The organism is Microcoleus sp. OTE_8_concoct_300 (genome assembly GCF_031383065.1).
GTDB lineage: Bacteria > Cyanobacteriota > Cyanobacteriia > Cyanobacteriales > Microcoleaceae > Microcoleus.
In genome coordinates this window covers 1-20,018 of record NZ_JANMZH010000349.1, presented here as the reverse complement: position 1 = coordinate 20,018, position 20,018 = coordinate 1, and the positions used below count along the sequence as shown (strand labels likewise).

The 20,018-nt window shown below is 43.7% G+C and carries 14 protein-coding genes; 6 read left to right on the top strand and 8 right to left on the bottom strand.

Annotated features, from left to right (window positions below; genetic code table 11):
- Nucleotides 1-3 precede the first annotated feature (3 nt).
- The gene (locus tag ACUVJL_RS15925; RefSeq protein WP_445246738.1) at nucleotides 4-1,368 is read left to right on the top strand and encodes a DNA double-strand break repair nuclease NurA; all 1,365 of its coding nucleotides are present in this window, start codon (nucleotides 4-6) and stop codon (nucleotides 1,366-1,368) included.
- A gap of 2 nt (nucleotides 1,369-1,370) precedes the next feature.
- A complete protein-coding gene (locus ACUVJL_RS15920; RefSeq protein WP_445246737.1) occupies nucleotides 1,371-2,492 on the top strand; it encodes a DNA methyltransferase in 1,122 nt (373 codons plus the stop codon).
- Nucleotides 2,493-2,665: 173 nt separating this feature from the next.
- Here ACUVJL_RS15920 and ACUVJL_RS15915 read toward each other — a convergent pair whose 3' ends face one another.
- The gene (locus ACUVJL_RS15915; protein ID WP_445246736.1) at nucleotides 2,666-3,136 is read right to left on the bottom strand and encodes a DUF4079 domain-containing protein; all 471 of its coding nucleotides are present in this window, start codon (nucleotides 3,134-3,136) and stop codon (nucleotides 2,666-2,668) included.
- 96 nt (nucleotides 3,137-3,232) lie between these two features.
- Here ACUVJL_RS15915 and ACUVJL_RS15910 point away from each other — a divergent pair, with 96 nt between their 5' ends.
- Entirely contained in the window at nucleotides 3,233-4,714 is a 1,482-nt protein-coding gene (locus ACUVJL_RS15910; protein ID WP_445246735.1) for an ankyrin repeat domain-containing protein, read from the top strand.
- 191 nt (nucleotides 4,715-4,905) lie between these two features.
- On the opposite strand, the gene ACUVJL_RS15905 is transcribed toward ACUVJL_RS15910, so the two are convergent.
- Together ACUVJL_RS15905 and purH are read right to left on the bottom strand one after the other, a co-directional pair.
- Nucleotides 4,906-5,850: a 2OG-Fe(II) oxygenase gene (locus tag ACUVJL_RS15905; protein WP_445246734.1), complete on the bottom strand. Its 945-nt coding sequence runs from the start codon at nucleotides 5,848-5,850 to the stop codon at nucleotides 4,906-4,908.
- A 214-nt stretch (nucleotides 5,851-6,064) separates the two neighbouring features.
- Nucleotides 6,065-7,612, bottom strand: coding sequence for a bifunctional phosphoribosylaminoimidazolecarboxamide formyltransferase/IMP cyclohydrolase (gene purH, locus ACUVJL_RS15900; protein ID WP_445246733.1), 1,548 nt, complete (start codon nucleotides 7,610-7,612; stop codon nucleotides 6,065-6,067).
- Between the two features lie 480 nt (nucleotides 7,613-8,092).
- On the opposite strand from purH, the gene ACUVJL_RS15895 reads away from it, so the two are divergent.
- Nucleotides 8,093-9,985: a PAS domain S-box protein gene (locus ACUVJL_RS15895; RefSeq protein WP_445246732.1), complete on the top strand. Its 1,893-nt coding sequence runs from the start codon at nucleotides 8,093-8,095 to the stop codon at nucleotides 9,983-9,985.
- 200 nt (nucleotides 9,986-10,185) lie between these two features.
- Here the strand turns inward: ACUVJL_RS15895 and glcD are convergent, their stop codons facing one another.
- From glcD to ACUVJL_RS15870, 5 genes are all read right to left on the bottom strand, one after another.
- The gene (gene glcD, locus ACUVJL_RS15890) at nucleotides 10,186-11,661 is read right to left on the bottom strand and encodes a glycolate oxidase subunit GlcD (RefSeq protein ID WP_445246731.1); all 1,476 of its coding nucleotides are present in this window, start codon (nucleotides 11,659-11,661) and stop codon (nucleotides 10,186-10,188) included.
- A 431-nt stretch (nucleotides 11,662-12,092) separates the two neighbouring features.
- Nucleotides 12,093-12,956 (bottom strand): DUF6671 family protein, encoded by an 864-nt coding sequence (locus ACUVJL_RS15885; protein ID WP_445246730.1) that lies wholly within the window; start codon nucleotides 12,954-12,956, stop codon nucleotides 12,093-12,095.
- Nucleotides 12,957-12,986: 30 nt separating this feature from the next.
- Nucleotides 12,987-14,915: a hypothetical protein gene (locus tag ACUVJL_RS15880; RefSeq protein WP_445246729.1), complete on the bottom strand. Its 1,929-nt coding sequence runs from the start codon at nucleotides 14,913-14,915 to the stop codon at nucleotides 12,987-12,989.
- Nucleotides 14,916-15,029: 114 nt separating this feature from the next.
- The gene (locus ACUVJL_RS15875; RefSeq protein WP_445246728.1) at nucleotides 15,030-16,955 is read right to left on the bottom strand and encodes a hypothetical protein; all 1,926 of its coding nucleotides are present in this window, start codon (nucleotides 16,953-16,955) and stop codon (nucleotides 15,030-15,032) included.
- A 99-nt stretch (nucleotides 16,956-17,054) separates the two neighbouring features.
- Complete coding sequence (locus ACUVJL_RS15870) at nucleotides 17,055-17,447, bottom strand: transporter (protein ID WP_445246727.1); 393 nt, start codon at nucleotides 17,445-17,447, stop codon at nucleotides 17,055-17,057.
- 156 nt (nucleotides 17,448-17,603) lie between these two features.
- Here ACUVJL_RS15870 and ACUVJL_RS15865 point away from each other — a divergent pair, with 156 nt between their 5' ends.
- Nucleotides 17,604-18,791 carry a glycosyltransferase family 2 protein gene (locus tag ACUVJL_RS15865; RefSeq protein ID WP_445246726.1) on the top strand — a complete coding sequence of 396 codons (1,188 nt, stop codon included), beginning with the start codon at nucleotides 17,604-17,606 and terminating at the stop codon, nucleotides 18,789-18,791.
- A gap of 121 nt (nucleotides 18,792-18,912) precedes the next feature.
- Complete coding sequence (locus ACUVJL_RS15860; protein ID WP_445246725.1) at nucleotides 18,913-19,584, top strand: class I SAM-dependent methyltransferase; 672 nt, start codon at nucleotides 18,913-18,915, stop codon at nucleotides 19,582-19,584.
- Nucleotides 19,585-20,018 lie beyond the last annotated feature (434 nt).

Sequence of the window (20,018 nt, the reverse complement as noted above, 5' to 3'; positions counted from 1 at the left end):
ATTATGCCATACGAAGGAGAATTTGCTAAATATAAACCCCTACGTCGTCTTGTAGAGAGTGAGCGGGTCAAAAAACTACTTGGCAGTTATGAAGTCCGAAGTAAATCAGATCAATTAAAGTCGCTCCAGACACTTAATCCAATCAAGATACAGCCTGGTGACTGGATACCGAAATGGCTAATAGCTATAGATGGGAGCCATGCAGAAGTAGAGATTGAAAATGGTTTCCCTGGGGCTGAGGCTTCTTATGTGACAGTGGCTTCTGTAATTTTAGATGTTGAAAAAATGAGAGAACTCGATCAGCATCGTCCCGTAGAACCCAAAAAATTCCGAACAATAGAGACAGCTCAGTCTATTGACTGCGCCTTGCCGGGATGCAATGTTATTTCAAAAGGTGAAAAATCAGCTAAAGATTCGCTAAGAAAATCAATATTTGAAGTTTTTGAAGATGTTAAGGCATTCCCTGATAGTGGAGGAGAATCGCTGCTTGATACTTACGAAGCTCTATTAAAATATAAGCCTATTACTGAACGCAGTCAAAAATGTCCTTACGAAGATTGTCCTGAAGCTAGAGATTACGAGCGTGGAAATCGTCAATATACTTGTCCATGTAACCTTTCACGAAATCTCTATTCTACAGATGCCTTACGCATACACGAAAGGATGAATCCAGCAGGTACTAACGGTGCTATATTTGGCGAGATCATGCAAGTATGGGAAACTGTCTGGATGGTACATATTTTAAGGTCTTTAGAGGCTAAGAAGTGGCTTTCTAGCTTGGGTAGACTTGCAATTGTCTTGGATGGTCAACTTGCTGTTTTTGGACAACCCGCGTGGATAAGTCAAGCCGTTTATCAAGAACTATCCAGAATTAATGCTGTAGCAAAAAAAGCGAATGGACAAAAAGATATACTCCTCATTGGGGTTGAAAAAACAGGAACATTCGTAGAACACTTTGAAGATTTAGATCGTCAAGAAAAAGGTGGTTTTGGTGCTTTTCCTTGCCAGTCAGTTGGATTACTCACTGATTCATACATCAAACAAAACATTATTTTTTCAGATAGTACAAGACCCTACGGGGCGGCAACATACTTTGGGCGCAAGTTTTTCTACAAAACAAAGTCTGGGGCGCGTATAGTAGCTACTTTACCCTTCCTTTCAGAAGAACATAAAGACTTGAAAACGGCTGAGCTCTATCAATTTCCACGTCTATCAGATGCAGTTGGACTTCTGGATCAATTGGTATCTTCACGCTTTCCTAACGCCCTTGTCCCCTTAGTGTCGGCAAATGCAGAAGCGGCTATCCCTCTGCGGCTTGGTAATAAAGTGTTAGAAAAGCTTGCAAAAGAACTAATGGCGGAAAACTGAAGATGAGCAATTCAACTCTAAATCAACTCAGTCTGAGTACAGCCATCGGCAGATGGTCTGGCTTAGGCCCCTACTACGCCATGTTCCCCAAAGAATTCGCCTTCAAAGTTGTAGAAGAGTATTCAATGCCTGGAGATGCAGTTATCGATCCGTTTGCAGGTCGTGCATCAAGCGTTTATGCAGCAGCAGCAATGCAGAGATCGGGTTGTGGTATTGAAATCAACCCTGTTGGCTGGCTGTATGGTTTTGTGAAACTAAAACCTGCTTCAAAGACTGAGGTGTTAACGCGCATCAAGAATCTTGGGGAAATGGCTAGTTCAGTTGAACAACAGAGATTAGATGCTTTGCCAGAATTCTTTACTGCCTGTTATTCCCCTATCGTATTACGGTATCTCATGGTGGCCCGTGATGTACTTGATTGGAAAAATAGTTCAGTTGATGCAACCCTAATGGCAATGATACTGGTCAATCTACACGGCAAAAGAGAAAGCTCACTATCAAACCAGATGCGACAAGGAAAAGCAATGAGTCCCAGCTATTCAATAGGTTGGTGGAGAGAAAGACAACTTACCCCGCCAGAAATTGATCCGGTAGAGTTTCTGACTAAGCGCGTTGAATGGCGTTATGCAAAAGGAGCTCCAAACCTAGAAAATGGAAATATGCTGTTGGGTGATAGTACCTCATTGATTGGTGATTTAGCTGAAAAAGTCTACTCTGGAAGTCAGAGTCGTTTTAATCTTCTATTTACTTCACCTCCGTACTTCGGCATTACAAATTACCACTACGATCAATGGTTGCGGCTGTGGATGTTGGGGGGGACAGAGCGACCTAGTTGGACAGGGGAAAAGTGGCGGGGTAAGTTTGAATCTATGCCTGATTATCGCAACTTGCTACAAACAGTTTTCCAAGGATGCGCTGAAATTATGACCAGTACAGCAAGTATCTATGTGAGAACCAGTGCCAGAATTTTTACACACGAAACAACTATCGATACTTTGCGTGAAGCTTTTCCACAAAAATCTTTAAAGTATATTAAGCAACCATTTACTAAAAATACACAAACAGCATTGTTTGGAGATAAGTTAAAGAAGCCGGGTGAAATTGACATTATTATGCAATCCTGATTAGTTCATTTGTTGAAGCTTCTTGCAGGAAATATTACAGAAATAACTGTTCGCTAATTGCCGCTCGCACCAAGGCAATTAGCGAACAGCAATATAGCTGTTTTCAATGCGAGGAAATATAGGATACGGCAGTGCCGTGTCCCTACCTGAAAACGGCTATATTACCCAAATCCTCACATTTTGCTGATAATTCTTTGCAGGATTTCCACGCCTGATACCGCTTGCCAGCCAAACAGCCCTAACAGCACAACATTCAGAAAGATGTGAGTGTTTCTCGCCCAATCATTGCCTTTTTGCATCAAAGGAGTCAGCGAGGCTGCGATCGCAATTATTGCCATCATTCCCAACCCTGCTAGCAAGTGCGGGCCCACAAATAGCTTGCCGTTGTTGATGTAGGTGACGCCCATCCCGACGATCGCACCCGTTACCATCAACGCTAACAGCAAAGAACCCATTTGGTGGTGCTTGACATTGAATTTGCCCTTAATTAACTCTTTTTTGAGTTCGCCTTCCGCACTTCTGATACGTCGGATTTGAATGCCCAGATACAAAGCATAAAATGAGATGGCCAGCAGTACCCACATTAAAACTGGGTGGATGAATTGGCTCCAAACTTTCACTGACTGAGGAATTTCGAGATTCATAGTGTTCTGAGGATTAGCAAACATACTTCATAAAACTTAGCATACCAGTCAGGCCGTCTCATGTGATGGTAAAAATATACGGTATGAGAGACTATTATGCCTGCCACTAAACAAGACACTGTATTAATCCAAGCCGCCAAGACTGGCAACATTATTCACGTCCAAGCTTTACTCGCTAAGAATGTTAACCCTAACGCCAAAGACTCTGAGGGGACGACGGCTTTGATGTTTGCCACCCAAAAGGGCTATACGGAAATTGTGCGTAGTTTACTAAACAATGGCGCTAATGTCAACCATGTGAGCAGGCGTTTTGGCTTGACGGCTTTGATGCTGGCGGCGGCTCACAAGCAGGCTGACTCTGTGCGGCTGTTGCTGGCTGCGGGTGCTGATGTTAATGCTAAAAATGATGATGGAAGTACGGCTTTGATGGCCGCTTCTCTCAAGGGCGATATCAATGTTGTGCGGATGTTACTTGATGCTAATGCTGATGTAAATGTCCGAGATAAAGATGGAGATTCGGCTCTGAAAATAGCTGCTTTATCCGGGCACGAAGCTGTTGTCAAAGCTTTGGTGGAAGCGGGTGCTGTTGCTGACAATTCTATGCTGTTTTTAGCTGTCCGTCAAGGTAGCGCTGAAATTGTGCGAATTTTGCTCAATTGTGGGGCGGATGCTAATGTTAAAAATCTAGAAAGCAAAACTCCTTTGATGCAGGCTGCGACGGTGGGAAATTTGGCTGTTGTCGAGGCGCTGTTGGCTGCTGGTGCTGATGTCGAAATTCGCGACAAAGACGGCGAAACAGCTTTAACTTTGGCTGCAGATTCCGGCAATACTGATGTTGTGCAATCTTTGCTGCGTGCGGGTGCTGATGCGAATGTGAAAAATGGAGATGGGGGCACGGCTTTGATGGCCGCTGCTGCTGGGGGAAATTTGCCGATCGCCCATATCTTACTCGATGCTGGCGCGGATATCAACGCTAAGGATAAAGATGATGAAACTGCTTTGAATTTTGCCGTGGTTGAAGGCTGCGAAGATGTCGTGAAATTGCTCTTAAACCGAGGTGCTAGTGTCGGTTCTAGGAATCGGCTGGGCGATACGCCTTTACTGGTGGCGGCTGTTCACGGCCATAGTGCGATCGTATCGGCTTTGCTGCAAAAAGTAAACTCAAATCCCGCTGATTATCTGAATGCTAAAAACTTTGGGGAGACGGCTTTGACGCTGGCTGCATTTCACGGACATACCGAGACGGTGAAGGCTTTGCTTGACGGCGGTGCTGATCCCAATGTCCCGGCGGATTTGGGGAAAACGGCTTTAATGAAAGCGTGCGATCGGCGTTATGTGGCGATCGTCCAATTATTAGTCGAAAAAGGTGCAGATGTCAACTTGCTCGATGATTCGGGCGCAACCGCTGTAATGTGGGCTGCACATCGGGGCTGTGTCGGTGCTGTACAGATTTTAATTGATGCTGGTGCAGAACTAAACCACAAAAATCCGGGAAATTATACAGCTTTAATGCTGGCTGAGTTTAAACGTTATTCCAGCGTGGTGAAATTGCTCAAAAGTGCTGGAGCACGGGAGTAATATAGTGGGTTTGGGGCGGGTTTATTTAATCTCTCTGCACTTTTTAAGGCTATTCGCCAACCCGCCCCTAGGGATTTATTGAGTTAACTTACCCCCTTTAATATTGAGTCCGCGTGGGCTGAATTTGTTTGTATAGTAGCGGTTTCAACCGCCGAGTCATAGAGGATAATCCAGCCGGATTTGGTGTTAGCTCAATTTGCTTTTCGCACCCAGCCGTTAATAGTAAAGCGGCTATCAGCAAAAGCTTTCGAGGGACAGCTAACTCGCAAAACTTCGTGCATATAGCGGCTTAGAAAAAATACGATGCTGTTATTGCGCGGCTCAACGGTTCTGAATGTATCGTCCGCTACATAAAAGTTGTTTTCGATTTTGCTGTCATAAATCTGCAATTCGCCACCTGAAAAAGCTTTTGGTTCTCGATAGAAATAGTAAACGTAAGTAAAAAATCTGGTTGCGGTATCTGGAGAGCCGCTGTCGTTGTGAAGTTTGTAAAAGTTGTTGTCATTGTGCATGGTTAACTGAGCTTCTATTTCACCAAGCGGAAATGAGGGAATATTTAATTTACGCAGCACGTCCGGGAGAATTGCTTTGATGCGATTAACCATCAGTTCCGAAAATTCCGGGAACGAGTGGAGTACCATCGAACGGCGGTAGTCGTCGGCATTAGTTGAGGTGCTGGTAGTTACAAACTGTGATTCTTTTGCTAAAACATATTTGATGAGTTTGTTCTTTTCTGCCGCTGTCAAGAAGTTGTCAATTTGGGCGTAGCGAGATATTAACTCGTCATTTACAGGCGGCGCAGGGGTGGGAATTTCGGTGGGAATTTCGGCGGGAATTTCTACGGAAATTGCTGGCTGCTGCGGTTGCAGTTCCTGCCAGTAAATAGGCGGTTCAGTGACTAATCCTACTAGATGTTCGCCGGGAAAAGAAAGGGCGGAACGCCCATCATCTATGGGAATATGAAATAAGGTGGAAAAACCGGGTGTTTGTTGGGTGCGATCGACTAATGTTTTGACAAGGCTGTGTAATAAGGGTGTGTCGGATTTGAGGGTGACGGTACACTGATGTCCGCCAGTGAGCAGGATTTTAACTTTTACGTCTTGGGGTTTAATTTGCTGTTGAATTGGGGTATTCATAGCTGTTAGTTATAGAAGAAGGAAATTTTTTTTAGGGCGGGCTAGAAGCCCACCCCACAATAGAACTGGAATTGACTCTTTTCTTTGTGAAACAGGCCGGTAAGCCTGTTTGTGGCGGGCTTTCTTCCCACCCCACAATAGAATTAACTCTTTGTGGAACAGGCATCTTGCCTGTTCATAATAGAGGTGCAAAATGTCATTGCTACGAACTTAATTAATGCAAGAAGTGGCGGATGTCGGTGAAAACCATTGTGATTCCGAGTTGGTTGGCGGCTTCAATGGAATCTCGATCGCGCATACTTCCGCCCGGTTGGACGATCGCAATTATTCCCGCCTCAGCCGCAGTTTTGACTGAATCGTCGAAGGGAAAGAAACCATCGCTGGCCAAAATCGCTCCTTTGCTCTTTTCTCCTGCTTGTTCCAATGCTAGTTTAACCGAGCCCACGCGATTCATTTGTCCAGCGCCCACACCGATTGTAGTGCGATCGCGCGTCACAACGATCGCATTTGATTTGACGTGTTTCGCTACTTTCCAAGCAAACAGCAATTCTTCCAACTCTCCCGCCGTCGGCTGTTTCTCAGTAACTGCGCGCCATTTGCTAGTTTCTTCTACTATATTATCTGACTCTTGCACCACCAAACCGCCTGCAATTATTTTAACAGTTTGTAGCTGCCCTTGAGTCAAATCTGGCAAAATTAATACTCGAACTTTCGCCTTTTTCTTGATAATTTCTTCGGCGTCAGGTTCGCACCCCGGCGCGACAATACATTCTAAAAATGTTTGAGTTAAGGCCGTTGCGGTAGCAGCATCAATCGGGCGGTTGAGGGCGACAATTCCGCCGAAAGCTGAGACTGAATCGGTGTCGAAGGCTTTTTGATACGCTTCAGAAATAGTTTTTCCCAACGCTGTGCCGCAAGGATTAGTATGCTTCAGAATAGCGGCAGCGGGGGTGTCCGGGAATTCTACGATTAGCCGCCTTGCTGCTTCTAAATCTACTAAATTATTGTAGCTTAATTCTTTGCCTTGCAGGATGGTGCTAGTCGTCCAGCCTGTCGGTGTACTTCCGCTTTGATACCAGGTGGCGGCTTGATGGGGATTTTCGCCGTAGCGGAGAGTTTGCAACTCTTTTCCTGATAAATTAAACTGCTCTGGTAGCGCAGATTCTTCAGTAGCAGATTGGCTGCTGAGATAACTTGCGATCGCGCGATCGTAGTTAGCTGTATGTTTAAATGTTTCCAGCGCACATCTTTGCCGGAACTTTAAGGAGGCTTCCCCGCCATTGTGCCGCAGTTCTGCTAAATAAGTATTGTATTGGTCGGGATTGCACAAAACTGTCAAATGAGCGTGGTTTTTGGCTGAAGCTCTCAGCAGGGCCGGCCCGCCGATATCTATCTGCTCAATTGCGTCTGCTATTGTAACCCCTGGTTGAGAAATTGTCTGTTCAAATGGATACAAATTGACTACCACTAGATCGATCGCCCGAATTTGATTTGCGGTTAAATCTGCGAGGTCTTCCGGTCGATCGCGGCGTGCTAAAATACCTCCGTGGATTCGCGGATGAAGTGTTTTGACTCGCCCTCCCAAAATTTCGGGAGAATTTGTATATTCCGCAACTTTTGTGACGGGAATTCCAGCTTCTTTGAGGGCAGTTGCTGTGCCGCCGCTGCTAATTATGTCAAATTCAAATTCTTCTACTAGACTGCGCGCTAAGTCGATTAGCCCGGTTTTATTGGAGGTGCTCAGGAGTGCTAGACGTGCCATTGGTTTGAAGTTGCGCTCGCAAAAATAGACAGGTTATATTCTATATCAAATCTGGCGGCCGGGAAATGTTTTGATAATTGCTAATTATGAGAATTTTTGAAGATTTTAAAGATGAGTTCGCTTATTTTGAACCGTATTATTAATCAAAATTACATAATCTTTTATACTTACCAGAGGCTTATAAGTATTTATTCCTGGCGCCGCGAGCAGGTTATTTTGTCCCGTGCGACGGGGATTGAAGCTATCTCCAGCCTTCACAGTTCGGCTCGCTACGTAAGTGTCAATGTTGTTTAAATTACTTAAGAAAGCGTAATAGATAATGCGATGGTGATCCCTAGAAAATTTTAACGATCTTTTATATAGGATGAATTCTAAAAGTAATGTGCTAGCATCGGGAAGAAATTGTTCTCTCCCTAAATTTTCCGGAAAATTGGGGATCGCAACACCTATCTCTAAAAAATAATTTGGTATGGTTTAAATATGTTTTTTCAAGAAGCCCGTCCCGAAAATAACCTCAGTAATATTACCAGTACCCAGACAACAACGGTTACAAACATGACCCCTAGAACAGAGTACCAAGAGATGCCGAAAAAAATAGCCGAGAATTCGACCGACGCCAACATTTCAGAAGCTTATAGTCTTAGTTTGTGCGAGCTGCAACAGATGGAGCGAGCAATGGAACAGCTAAGGCAGGATTTGAAAGCTAGCGAATCTCGGTTTCGGAATGTGATCGAAAAAAATGCCGACGGCATCGCCATCGTTAACAAGGGAGGACTTGTCTGTTTTGCGAACCCATCAGCAGAAGCGCTGTTTAACTGCAAAGCAGAGGAACTTTTAGGTCAAGTATTTTTTGGCGAGTTGGTCGTAGAAGGTTCAGCTTGCGAGATTGAGATGGACACGGATATTATTCCCCAAGTGGGAAAAACAGAAGCACCAGGAACTCGCGTGGTGCAAACAGAAGTTGAAGCAATTCGCAAGCACAAAGAAAATGCTGTAGTAGAAATGCGGGTGGTGGAAACGGAATGGGAGGGAGAAATGGCTTATTTAGCTACGCTGCGGGACATTACCGATCGCAAGCAGGCAGAAGAAATGCTTTGGTTGTACGATCGAGCTATAGCAGCTACTAGCACCGGAGTTACGATTTCTGACGCCACTCACCCAGAACATCCAATTATTTATTGCAATCCCGCATTTGAAAGCATGACAGGTTATCGGCGCGAGGAAATTATCGGGAAAAACTGCCAATTTTTGCAGGGAAGCGAGACCGATCCGGTAGCAGTAGAAATAATTCGCAAAGCCTTGCAAACAAAGACCGAATGCAAGGTAATATTAAAGAATTACCGCAAAGACGGAACCACTTTCTGGAATTGTTTCTCAATATCTCCCGTGCGCGATAGAACTGGCAAATTAACTCATTTTATTGGCGTACAGAGAGACATCACCCAGAGCAAACAAGCCGAAGAAGCGTTGCATAAGTCCGAAGCACAAAGCAGAGAACAAGCAGCTCAACTAGCAGCAGCACTTGAGGAACTGAAAGCCACTCATTCCCAATTAGTTCAGAGCGAAAAAATGTCTAGTTTGGGATTGCTAATTGCCGGCGTCGCTCACGAAATCAACAACCCCGTCAGCTTCATTCATGGCAATCTCGCTCATCTCAAAAATTATACTCAAGACTTGTTTCACCACCTCGAACTGTACGAACATCACTATCCTAATCCAGTCGAGGAAATTCAACAGGAAAGAGAAGACAATGATCTAGATTTTTTAGCTGAAGATTTACCTAGAATAGTGTCTTCAATGAGCGTTGGTGTGGACCGGATTTGCCAGATTGTTCAGTCGCTGCGGAACTTTTCGCGGCACGACGATACACAGATGAAACCCGTTAACCTCCACGAAGGTATTGACAGCACGCTGTTAATTCTAAATCACCGTTTGAAAGGAAACGGAGAGAAGCCCCAAATTCAAATTGTAAAAGAATACGGGAATTTGCCGCTTGTTGAGTGTTTTGCCGGCCCGATCAATCAAGTTTTTATGAATATTCTCAGCAATGCGATCGATGCTTTAGAGGATGCGAAAAGTAAGCAAACTGGTCTAGAAATGCCAGAAAGTCCCAGCCAGATTATGATTTGCACGGAAGTTGTCGGCAAGTTTGTAGAAATCAAAATTGCCGACAACGGGCCGGGAATAACTGAGGAAGTCAAGCAGCGCATATTCGATACATTTTTTACTACCAAACCCATTGGCAAAGGCACGGGAATGGGCTTGTCAATTAGCTACCAAATTATTGTAGAAAGACACAAAGGCGAATTATCTTGTAATTCGGAATTGGGCAAGGGTACGGAATTTACTATCAGACTTCCGCTCCAACATTAGCGCAGGGTGCGCAATCTGTACCTTACAAACTTGAGATATAGGCAAGGAAGCGAGCGGGACGCTCGCACTCCTAAAAAACGATTTCCCTCGTTTTTTATCGTTCCCAGCCAGAGTCTGGGAACGCATATTAGAGGCTTTGCCTCCCCCTAGAGACAATTTCAGGGTGCTTTTCTGCTCACATTACCCGCATACATAGGGAATTAAAAAACTTCCGCACCATCCAACTTCTTAAAAGTTTCAACCTTAGCCCTCGCCGCTTCCCCGCAAGTCTTCGGCGTCGGAAACATCTTCCCGGGATTCGCCAAACCTTTCGGATTAAACACCTGACGAACCCACTGCATCGTCTCCAAATCTACCTCCGAAAACATATCCGGCATAAAACACTTCTTGTCAGCACCGATGCCGTGTTCCCCCGAAAGACTTCCCCCAACTTTCACGCAAAGCCTGAGGATTTCCCCGCCTAATTCTTCCACCTTTTCCAGCGCACCTTTTACCGAGTTATCGTACAGAATCAGCGGGTGCAAATTCCCGTCTCCCGCGTGAAATACATTAGCAATCCGATAACCATATTTATCGCTCAAACCCTCAATTTCTTTCAAAACATAAGCCATTTGCGTTCGCGGAATTACCCCGTCTTGCACGTAATAATCAGGGCTCAAATGACCCGCCGCCGCAAAAGCAGCTTTCCGCCCTTTCCAAATTTTTAGGCGCGTTTCCGGATCGCTTGCTGTCGTGATATTTCGCGCTCCGTTATGCTTGCAAATATCGGCAATCCGCTGTTTGTTTGTGGCAACTTCCACTTCTAAACCGTCGATTTCTATGAGTAGAATTGCCGCCGCATCGCGGGGATAACATCCAGTTGCCACCACATCTTCCACAGCATTGATGCTGATGTTGTCCATAATTTCCATGCCGCCGGGAATAATGCCAGCGCTGATAATATCGGAAACCGATTCGCCCGCTGCTTCTATACTGGCAAAATCCGCTAGGAGAACGCAAATCGATTCCGGCGCTTTGAGGATTCGCAGAGTAACTTCTGTAGCGATGCCTAAAGTGCCTTCGGAACCGACAAATACACCAGTTAAATCGTAACCGGGCATTTCGGGAATTTCGCCACCGACATCGACAATTGAACCGTCGGGCAGTACCAATTTTAATCCTAAAACGTGATTCGTTGTGACTCCGTATTTGAGGCAGTGAACCCCGCCAGAATTTTCGGCAACGTTGCCGCCAATCGAACAAACAATTTGACTGGAAGGATCGGGTGCGTAGTAGAAACCGGCGCCGCTAACTGCTTGGGTTACCCAGTTATTAATTACTCCCGGTTGCACGACTACTTGCTGATTTTCTAAGTCTACTTTCAGGATTTTTCGCATCAGGGCAGTGACAATCAGCACGCAGTTTTCTACAGGCAAAGCGCCGCCGGAAAGGCCGGTTCCTGCGCCTCTAGCCACCCAGGGAATTGAGTTGCGATCGCATATTTTGACCAATTGCGCCACTTCCTCCGTAGTTCGAGGCAATACCACCACAGCGGGGCGCTGGCGGTAGCTGGCGAGTCCGTCGCACTCGTAGACAATCAATTCTTCGCGGCGCTGCACCACGCCATTTTTGCCGACTACAGCCTCGAATTCTTTAATAACGGGTTTCCAGTTGCGTTCTGTTTCTACGGCTATCATTAGTGACTTTAATTAGGGAACTATCAATAATATTGTTGCAAACTTTACTAAGTTTAGGCAACTAAGTAAGTTAGTCCTGGACGCCACTGGCACAGTCTAATCGACTTGTAGGGTGCTCTACTACTTTGATTATGAACGGATTATCAAGGGTGTAGGATAGTAGAGTACCTTACTAATTGTGACACTTGCGTCCAGGACTGTAAGTGTTAAAAAAGTTGATTTTGTACAACCATTATCTTAGGACTTATGAAAAGAAACCCGATTTCTACTAAAAATCTTCGGTTTGGTAACGAGGTATCGACGCAGAAACCTGGTTTTTGGGCCGTAGATGAAGAGAAACCGGGTTTTTGGTAATAAATTTTTGGTTTGATAGGGAAGTATCTGCCAAGAAACAGGGTTTCTACCTCGTCTGGGGCAAGTCCTGTATTTTTTTAAGGGTTGCAATATTGACAAAGGGAAGGATCGGCAGTCTCTCGACCGTCTGGAAATAGTTTTTCTTTAGTATAACCGCAGTTTTTGCATTTATAGATTGCCGATCGCGCTAGCTGAGTCGGAAAATAGCAAAGTCCGCAGGGCAATCCGATTTTCGTCTCAGCAATCTCGAATCCCGGCCAACCGCACTCCGGGCAGAATTGCTTGAATTTTTTAACTAAATCGAGAGTTGCATTTTCGATATTTTTCATCCGAGTTGGATTGTACATCGCCCGCATATCTGTTTCGATGTGAACTCGGCCAGTTGACGATTTTTTTAAGCCTGCTGTCACAACGTCAAAAAGTTGTTTTTCTGTCCTAATGCCCTTGACAATTTCGCCGTTACCGAGCGCAGCTTCCCCAACTATAACAACCAGTCCATGTTCGGGAAATCCAGCTTTTTTAGCAAAATCATCTGCTTCTTCTATACTGGAAACTAACTGGTGACTGTAGTTAGTTTCAACCGATAAAGAGTCGCCGATTAGTTCTAGATTGTTGGCTCGATCTAATAAAATTACTATTTCTCTGTTAGCTGGCAGATACGGCATCATTGGGTGAGGGCCGAAAGTACCTTCGCTGGCAAAGGCAAGAGTTTCGCCCGCAATTTCTAGGGCTTTTTGTGCTTTATGGCGAGCCGCTTCTATTTGTGTTCCTAAGCGTTTAACTTCTCTGGTGAAGGTGCCAAAAGTGTCAGTGTCCAGCTCCGCAGGTACTAGGATATTTACACCAAACTCTCGTTCCAAAACGGGAGCCATTACCCGTTCTTTTTGGTGCATGGTAGCAAGAACAGCGGTGCGATCGCTCAATAACTGATGTTGGTTCATATATTTTAATTACTGAAAATTAAACTGATGTCACTGCTGGTTTTTATTGCTTGACAAATCAATTACAAAATTTTCTCCATCATCATAAATCCGCTTTCGGCTTTCGCCAAGTTTTTGTAAGCTCTCTTGAAATTCAAAACTGTTCAACGCCTGATTTTTTAGCCAGAAAGGCCATTCTGGGTTGAGTCTAAATTCTAAAGATTTCCTAGGAAAATTCGCTTCATTAGCGTAAGAATATGCAACATATCTAATCGAATGTGAAACTAGATAATCTGCTAGCGCTTCTTCTCCTTTAAATGAAGGCATACCGGGCGGAAGGCTAGCGCCGCCTGGCACGTCTGCAATCCAGATTGTATGTTTATTAAAATTCATTAAAAAAGGTTTGTCAAGTCTTGTTAAAACTATTTCTCCTTCAGGAACCGAATCTAGCATTTTTGAATATTTTTCGCGCTCGTCTAGTGTCACTAAAGGTACATTTCTTAAACCCCAGGCAATGCTATCTAAGGGGTTATTAGATTCTTCATTCTTGTAAATATGAGAACCGAGCGCTACTAATAAAGACAAAAATACTGCTCCGCTAAAGGCAGCTGTTTTTAATTTTAGATTTAAGTTATTTTGCTCTAGATTTTCCACAAAAAATGATAGAAATATGACGAACATCACTAAAAATAGCGGATATGAATAGCGGTAGACATCTGCACCTCCAGTTGAAAATGCTATCAACGTATTTCCCGTGACAGCAGCCATAAAAATAGACAGGGTTGCTTCCCGAACAATTTGCTTTTTACCGAGACCAATTATCCAAAATCTAATTGCCAATACAGTCGGTATATAAATAAGTGTAAAAATTGCATACACCTTGAGTTTAATTGCTAGGTTTGGGGGAACTTCAGTGTTAGGAAGCTTGACCGAACCTCCGTATACAGAACCATGAAAACCTCTACCAAATATGGGATATAGTAAAGTTCCTGATGACTGATACAGTGAGATAGACCAGGGTAAAATAAACACAGCCAATAAAATACTAGCCAAACAAAATTCGTATATTGCTTTATGCTTTATTTGGCTACCAAGGATATAAAAAAAATAACTAGAAGTGAAGAAAATAATACACCCGGGAATAAAGGTGGTTTTTAAAGCGCAGATGGCGGCTGCAAGCAATCCTATAATCGCAGCATTACTTTGGATGTTTGTTGCTTTGAGGTTATCCCAGTCAAAAACTCTAAATAAGCTGAAGAAAAGACATACCGGAATTAATAAGCCCGTTATATTTATATTAACCGTCCTCAATGATAAAAAGCCGAACACAATCATTAGTGTCGAGTTTTTTGAAATATTTTTTTTCTGACAGTATCCAATAATGAGCCCTATCATTATGACTAAGGCGCAGCCGGGATCGATAAGATATAAACTTCTTTCATCCAACACGCTGAGACTGAATGTATGCAAGAATGATTGTCCTCCCAGTGCAGATACCAGTCTTCTTTCGCTGAAAGGATCGGAACCCAGAGAACCTATTTGAAGCATTTTATGGGGAAATACAAAATAGGCGTGGTAGTCATCGTGAAGATTAAAATTCTGCCAAGAAACCCAACCACTGTATTGGACAGCAGTCACAAGGCAAGCGATAACAGTCCCGATCGCCAAAAAAATATTTTCTTTAAAATTATTAATTAACCGATTCAGCTCCTCGGTGATCGAAGTTTTATTTGCCCAGGCATCTATTATTCCGTAAAGTGCGCCCAAGCATATATATATTAAAATAGTTGCTTGCGAAATAGTCCATGTCACATTTAATAAACCACCAAATATAACACTCCAAGCTATCCCCCAAGCGGCTCTTTGCCCCCAGTCAACTCTGTACTGGGGAAAAAGGATACGGTTGACTGCTGCACCCCAGCCAATCAGGGATACAAGAATGCAAATTCCCCATGCAAAAGAAAAAAAATAATAATTCATAATTGTGACCTCAGTATCGATTTAGAAGGTAACGCTCAGAGGCACCGTTTTACTTAAATTATCAACTCAGCACTCAAGTGTCAAGGTCAAAAGCGATCGCTATTCCCGCTCTTGCTAACTTTTGTATTTTAACAAATCAATGACAAAATTTTGTCCATCATCATAAATCCGTTTTCTCGTTTTACCGAGTTTTTGTAAGCTATCTTGAAATTCAAAAGCATTCAATGCCTGATTTTCCAACCACTTATTGCGGTTTGGGATGAGTTTAGGTTCAAAAAAATGCCTCGGAAAGTTCGCTTCATTAGCGTAAGAATATGCAACATATCTAATCGAATGTGAAACTAGATAATCTGCTAGGGTTTCTTCTCCTTTAAATGAAGGCATACCGGGCGGAAGGCTAGCGCCACCAGGCCAGTCTGCAATCCAGATTGTATGTTTCTTAAAATTCATTAAAAAAGGGTTTTCCAGCCTTGTTAAAACTATTGATTTTTCAGGAACTGAGTCTAGCATTTTTGCATATTTTTCGCGTTCTTCTAGTACCACTAAAGGTACATTATTTACCCCCCATGCTATGTTATCTATGGTTTCTTTATAAGACCTAAATTCATTGTATTGGTGAGATTTTATCGTTACTAATACAGAAAAAACTACTGCGCTGAGTGAGGCGAATTTTTTAAACTTAATACTTAATTGATTGTGTTCGATATTTTCCACAATAATTAAGATAAATACTGCGAACATAACTAATAACTGTGGGTAGGAATAGCGGTAATTATCCGCGCTTCCCGTAGTAAATGCTATTATCGCAGTGCCGATAACGCTACTAATAAAAATAGATACGGCTGCTTCCCGAGCAATTGGCTTTTTACTGGTGCCAATTATCCAAAATCTAATTCCCAACACAGCCAAAATATAAATAATTCCTAAAATTACATACAGCTTGAGTTTAATTGCTACGATTGGATCCATCACGCTGTTAGGAAGCTTGACAGAGCCTCCGTATACTGAACCGTGAAAACCTTTCCCCAATATGGGATACAGTAAAGTCCCTGAAGACTGATACAGTGATATAGACCAGGGTAAAACAAACAGGGACAATAAAATAGCCGCCAAACAAAATTCGTAGATTGCTTTATGTTTTGTTTGACTTCCAATAATGTAAAAAAAGTAACTAAAAGTAAAAAACAGAATGCAGCTAGGAATCCAGGTACTTTTTAAAGAGCAGATAGCAGCGGCAAGCAATCCTACAATCGCAGCATTGTTTGGGATGTTTGTTGGTTTGAGGCGATCCCCTTCTAGAAGGTTAAACAAGGCGAAGAAAAGGCATACTGGAATTAATACGCCACTTGTATTTAGCCGAATTGCGTTAAGTGATAATAAACCGATCGCGATCGCCAGTGTCGCGGTTTTTGAAATTTTTTTTCTCTGACAGTATCCGATAATAAGTCCGAGCGTTACTAATAAGGCACATCCCGGATCGATAAGATAGCCACTTCTTTCATCCAATACGCTGAAACTTAACGCCAGCAAAAATGACTGTCCTCCCAGTGAAGATACCAGTCTTCTTTCGCTAAAAGGATCGGCACCGAGAGAACCTATTTGAAGCATTTTCTGGGGAAATACAAAATAGGCGTGGTAGTCATCTAACCCACTGAAGGTATACGAATAAACGCAGCCAGCGTATTGCCAAAAAGCCAGAAGTAAAGCGATAAAAGTGCCTATCGCCCAAAATTTATTTGATTGAAAAGCATTAATTAACTGATTCCGCTTGTTCACCAGGGAAATTTTATTTCTCCAGGCATCTATGATTCCGTAAAGTGCGCCCGAGCATATATATATTAAAATCGCTGCTTGGGAAATAGTCCATGTCACATTTAATAAACCGCCAAATATCAGGCTCCAAGCGATCCCCCAAGCGGCTCTTTCTCCCCAGTCAACCCTGTGTTTGGGAAAGAGGAGGCGGTTGATTGCTGTCCCCCAGCCGATGAAAGATATCAGAATCCAAATTCCCCATGCAAAAGATATAAAGTATGAAATCATGGCTATGACCTCACTATCGATTCAGAATGTAGCACTCAGACGCACCGTTTTACTTAAATTATCAACTCAGCACTCAAGTGTCAATGTCAAAAGCGAGCGCTAGTTGCCCCCACCGCCCCCGCCACTTTGACCTTGGAGTACAAAAATTACTCCCGTCATAATTAGCCCCACGCCTACCAACCGCAGCGGCGGCAAAGGCTCGTTAAATATAATTTTGCCGCCCAAAACCGTAAACAAGTAACTAATTGACAGTAAAGGCGAGACTATGCTAATGTTGGCGCGAGACAAAACTACGATAAAGCCGATCGAAGAAACTGCATACAAACACAGACCTGCAACTATCAAAGGCTGAGTTGCCATGGCCATAACTTTTTCAACTAAATTAGCCGCGCCAATGGGTCCTAAGATTTTAGCTCCTGCCTTCAGACTAAATTGACCTAAAACACTGCACAAAATAGCAGCGAGCAAAACTAGAAAAACGCTTCTACTCATAAATTTAGTAACCTATATTACAATCCCAAATTGCTGTTGCCAAAAAAATTAAAACCTTTAGTTAAGTTTTGTTGAATTTTATTTACCACTACTATTTTAAGCATAGATACTGGACAAGTAAGTATTGTCGATCGCCAGCAACAGGGGCACAAACATATGGCAGAACAGACTAACAGTAGCCAGGAATACACTCTCGAACTTTCGATACTCATGCCCTGCCTCAACGAGGCAGAAACTTTAGGAATCTGCATCGAGAAAGCGCAGAAGTCCCTGCGCGAACTTGATATTGTCGGCGAGGTAATCATAGCAGACAACGGCAGCACTGACGGTTCTCAAGATATCGCTACCAGAATGGGGGCCCGAGTCGTACCCGTAGTGGTTAAAGGCTACGGCAGCGCCCTCATGGGAGGCATCATGGCAGCGCGCGGAGTCTATATTATCATGGGCGATGCTGACGACAGCTACGACTTTTCCAACCTCGGCCCGTTTGTCGAAAAATTGCGAGGAGGGTGGGATTTAGTGATGGGAAACCGCTTTCAAGGGGGCATCAAACCGGGGGCAATGCCGCCGCTGCACAAATATTTGGGAAATCCGGCGCTGACACGGATTGGGCAGCTATTCTTTTCAAGTCCCGCCGGCGATTTTAACTGCGGGTTGCGGGGTTTCAGGAGAGAGTCAATTTTGAAACTCGACTTGCAAACAACGGGGATGGAATTTGCTGGCGAAATGGTAGTCAAAGCCTCTATCTACAAGCTTCGAGTCGCTGAAGTTCCCACCGTACTCTCTCCCGACGGCCGCAGCCGTCCGCCACACCTGCGAACTTGGCGAGATGGCTGGCGGAACCTGCGATTTATGCTGGTTTACAGTCCCCGGTGGCTATTTCTGTATCCGGGTGCTGCGCTGATGATTGTGGGTCTAATTATCGTCGTTTGGCTGTTACCCGGTCCTCAAAAGATCGGGAGTATCAGCTTTGATGTACACACGCTGCTTTATGGTGCGATCGCAATTATCATCGGTTTTCAAGCAGTAACGTTCGCTTTCTTCACCAAACTTTTCGCCATCAGCGAAAAACTGCTGCCCGAAGACCCCAAACTCAATAAAATATTTCGCTATATCACTCTAGAGACAGGATTGATGGTAGGAACCGCGCTGCTTTTAATCGGAATAGTTGGCTCGTTCTTGTCATTAACTATCTGGAGTGAAACAGCTTTCGGTACTTTAGACCCTTTTAAAACTCTACGTTTAGTTATTCCCTCGCTCACTTGCCTGACTGTCGGTTTGCAGATGGTTCTGTCTAGCTTTTTTCTCAGCGTACTAGGCTTAAAGCGCAGCTCAAATAATTAGATATAAAATTTTGTTACAAATTTTAGCAAACATGATTTAACTGACCCAATTCCTGTTTTAAATCTGTCGCGAACAATCAAGCTTAAACCAGGTTGTTAGTTCATTTCAAACCTAAAATTATATGACACTAAATGAAAACAACTCCAGCGACTATATTGGCCCGAAGCTAGGCGGTTTGGCCACTAAACTATCTTGGTACGCCCGCCAAAAAATGTTCGATTTGTTCATGGGATTAGCCAATCCCAGCGCCGACACAATGGTGTTGGATGTAGGAGTAACTTCCGACCGCCGCCAAGACTGCAATTTTTTTGAGAAACTTTATCCACATAAGGACAAAATCACCGCAGTCGGTATGGAAGATGCTGCGTTTTTAGAAGAAGAATATCCAGGTTTAAAATACGTCCGTTGTGATGGATTAAGCTTGCCATTTCCCGACAAAAGTTTGGATTTAGTCGTGAGTTTTGCCGTAATCGAACACGTCGGAAGTCGGACTCAGCAAAAAGCTTTTGTTATGGAACTTTGCCGCGTCGGAAAAACTTGCTGCATCACAACTCCCAACCGCTGGTATCCCGTAGAATTCCACAGTGCTGTTCCTCTAATACATTGGCTGCCACCCTCCTGGTTTCGAGCTTTGCTGAAATTGCTCGGCAAGCACTTTTTCGCTAAAGAGGAAAATCTCAACCTTCTATCCGAAAAAGAGGTGTTAAAGATGCTACCAGCAGATGCTGAAGTTTCTACCAGACATTTCCGGCTGCTCGGTTTGATATCTAATCTCCTCTTTTATGTCATCTAAAGAGTTGGTACTTACGCTGAACTCCCAAATCCAGCACAAAATTTTCTCCGTCTTCATAGAGCTTTTTTCGAGTTTTTGCAAGTTGCTGCTCGTTCTTCCGAAAGTCGTGAGAGAGTTGTGATTGGAGTCGAAACCAAGATAACCAGCCAGGTTCTGAAGTATCTACATCTGCGGGATGATTGAGACTCCAAGACGAATAGGCTATGTATCAAATAGATTTTAAAACTAAATAGTTTGCCAAGGCTTGAGGGTCTTTGGATGCAGGCATTCCGGGAGGAAAACTCAGATGCACCCCATTTGTGACAAGTTAAGAAAAAGTGCAAATTGTCAAGGGGTATAAAAAAGAAAGGTAAAATAGAATGAAACCTTTGTCAGGCAAGCATTTGAGCCATAATTGAACCAGTTATGACTAGCAAAAAACGCATCAACCGAGA

What these genes read in the sequence shown, in the direction of transcription:
- ACUVJL_RS15905 (WP_445246734.1), bottom strand. Translation starts at nt 5,850, where the DNA reads ATGAATACCCCAATTCAACAGCAAATTAAACCCCAAGACGTAAAAGTT.
- ACUVJL_RS15880 (WP_445246729.1), bottom strand. Translation starts at nt 14,915, where the DNA reads ATGAATTATTATTTTTTTTCTTTTGCATGGGGAATTTGCATTCTTGTA.
- ACUVJL_RS15920 (WP_445246737.1), top strand. Translation starts at nt 1,371, where the DNA reads ATGAGCAATTCAACTCTAAATCAACTCAGTCTGAGTACAGCCATCGGC.
- ACUVJL_RS15865 (WP_445246726.1), top strand. Translation starts at nt 17,604, where the DNA reads ATGGCAGAACAGACTAACAGTAGCCAGGAATACACTCTCGAACTTTCG.
- purH (WP_445246733.1), bottom strand. Translation starts at nt 7,612, where the DNA reads ATGGCACGTCTAGCACTCCTGAGCACCTCCAATAAAACCGGGCTAATC.
- ACUVJL_RS15895 (WP_445246732.1), top strand. Translation starts at nt 8,093, where the DNA reads ATGTTTTTTCAAGAAGCCCGTCCCGAAAATAACCTCAGTAATATTACC.
- ACUVJL_RS15915 (WP_445246736.1), bottom strand. Translation starts at nt 3,136, where the DNA reads ATGAATCTCGAAATTCCTCAGTCAGTGAAAGTTTGGAGCCAATTCATC.
- ACUVJL_RS15925 (WP_445246738.1), top strand. Translation starts at nt 4, where the DNA reads ATGCCATACGAAGGAGAATTTGCTAAATATAAACCCCTACGTCGTCTT.
- ACUVJL_RS15860 (WP_445246725.1), top strand. Translation starts at nt 18,913, where the DNA reads ATGACACTAAATGAAAACAACTCCAGCGACTATATTGGCCCGAAGCTA.
- ACUVJL_RS15875 (WP_445246728.1), bottom strand. Translation starts at nt 16,955, where the DNA reads ATGATTTCATACTTTATATCTTTTGCATGGGGAATTTGGATTCTGATA.
- glcD (WP_445246731.1), bottom strand. Translation starts at nt 11,661, where the DNA reads ATGATAGCCGTAGAAACAGAACGCAACTGGAAACCCGTTATTAAAGAA.
- ACUVJL_RS15885 (WP_445246730.1), bottom strand. Translation starts at nt 12,956, where the DNA reads ATGAACCAACATCAGTTATTGAGCGATCGCACCGCTGTTCTTGCTACC.
- ACUVJL_RS15910 (WP_445246735.1), top strand. Translation starts at nt 3,233, where the DNA reads ATGCCTGCCACTAAACAAGACACTGTATTAATCCAAGCCGCCAAGACT.
- ACUVJL_RS15870 (WP_445246727.1), bottom strand. Translation starts at nt 17,447, where the DNA reads ATGAGTAGAAGCGTTTTTCTAGTTTTGCTCGCTGCTATTTTGTGCAGT.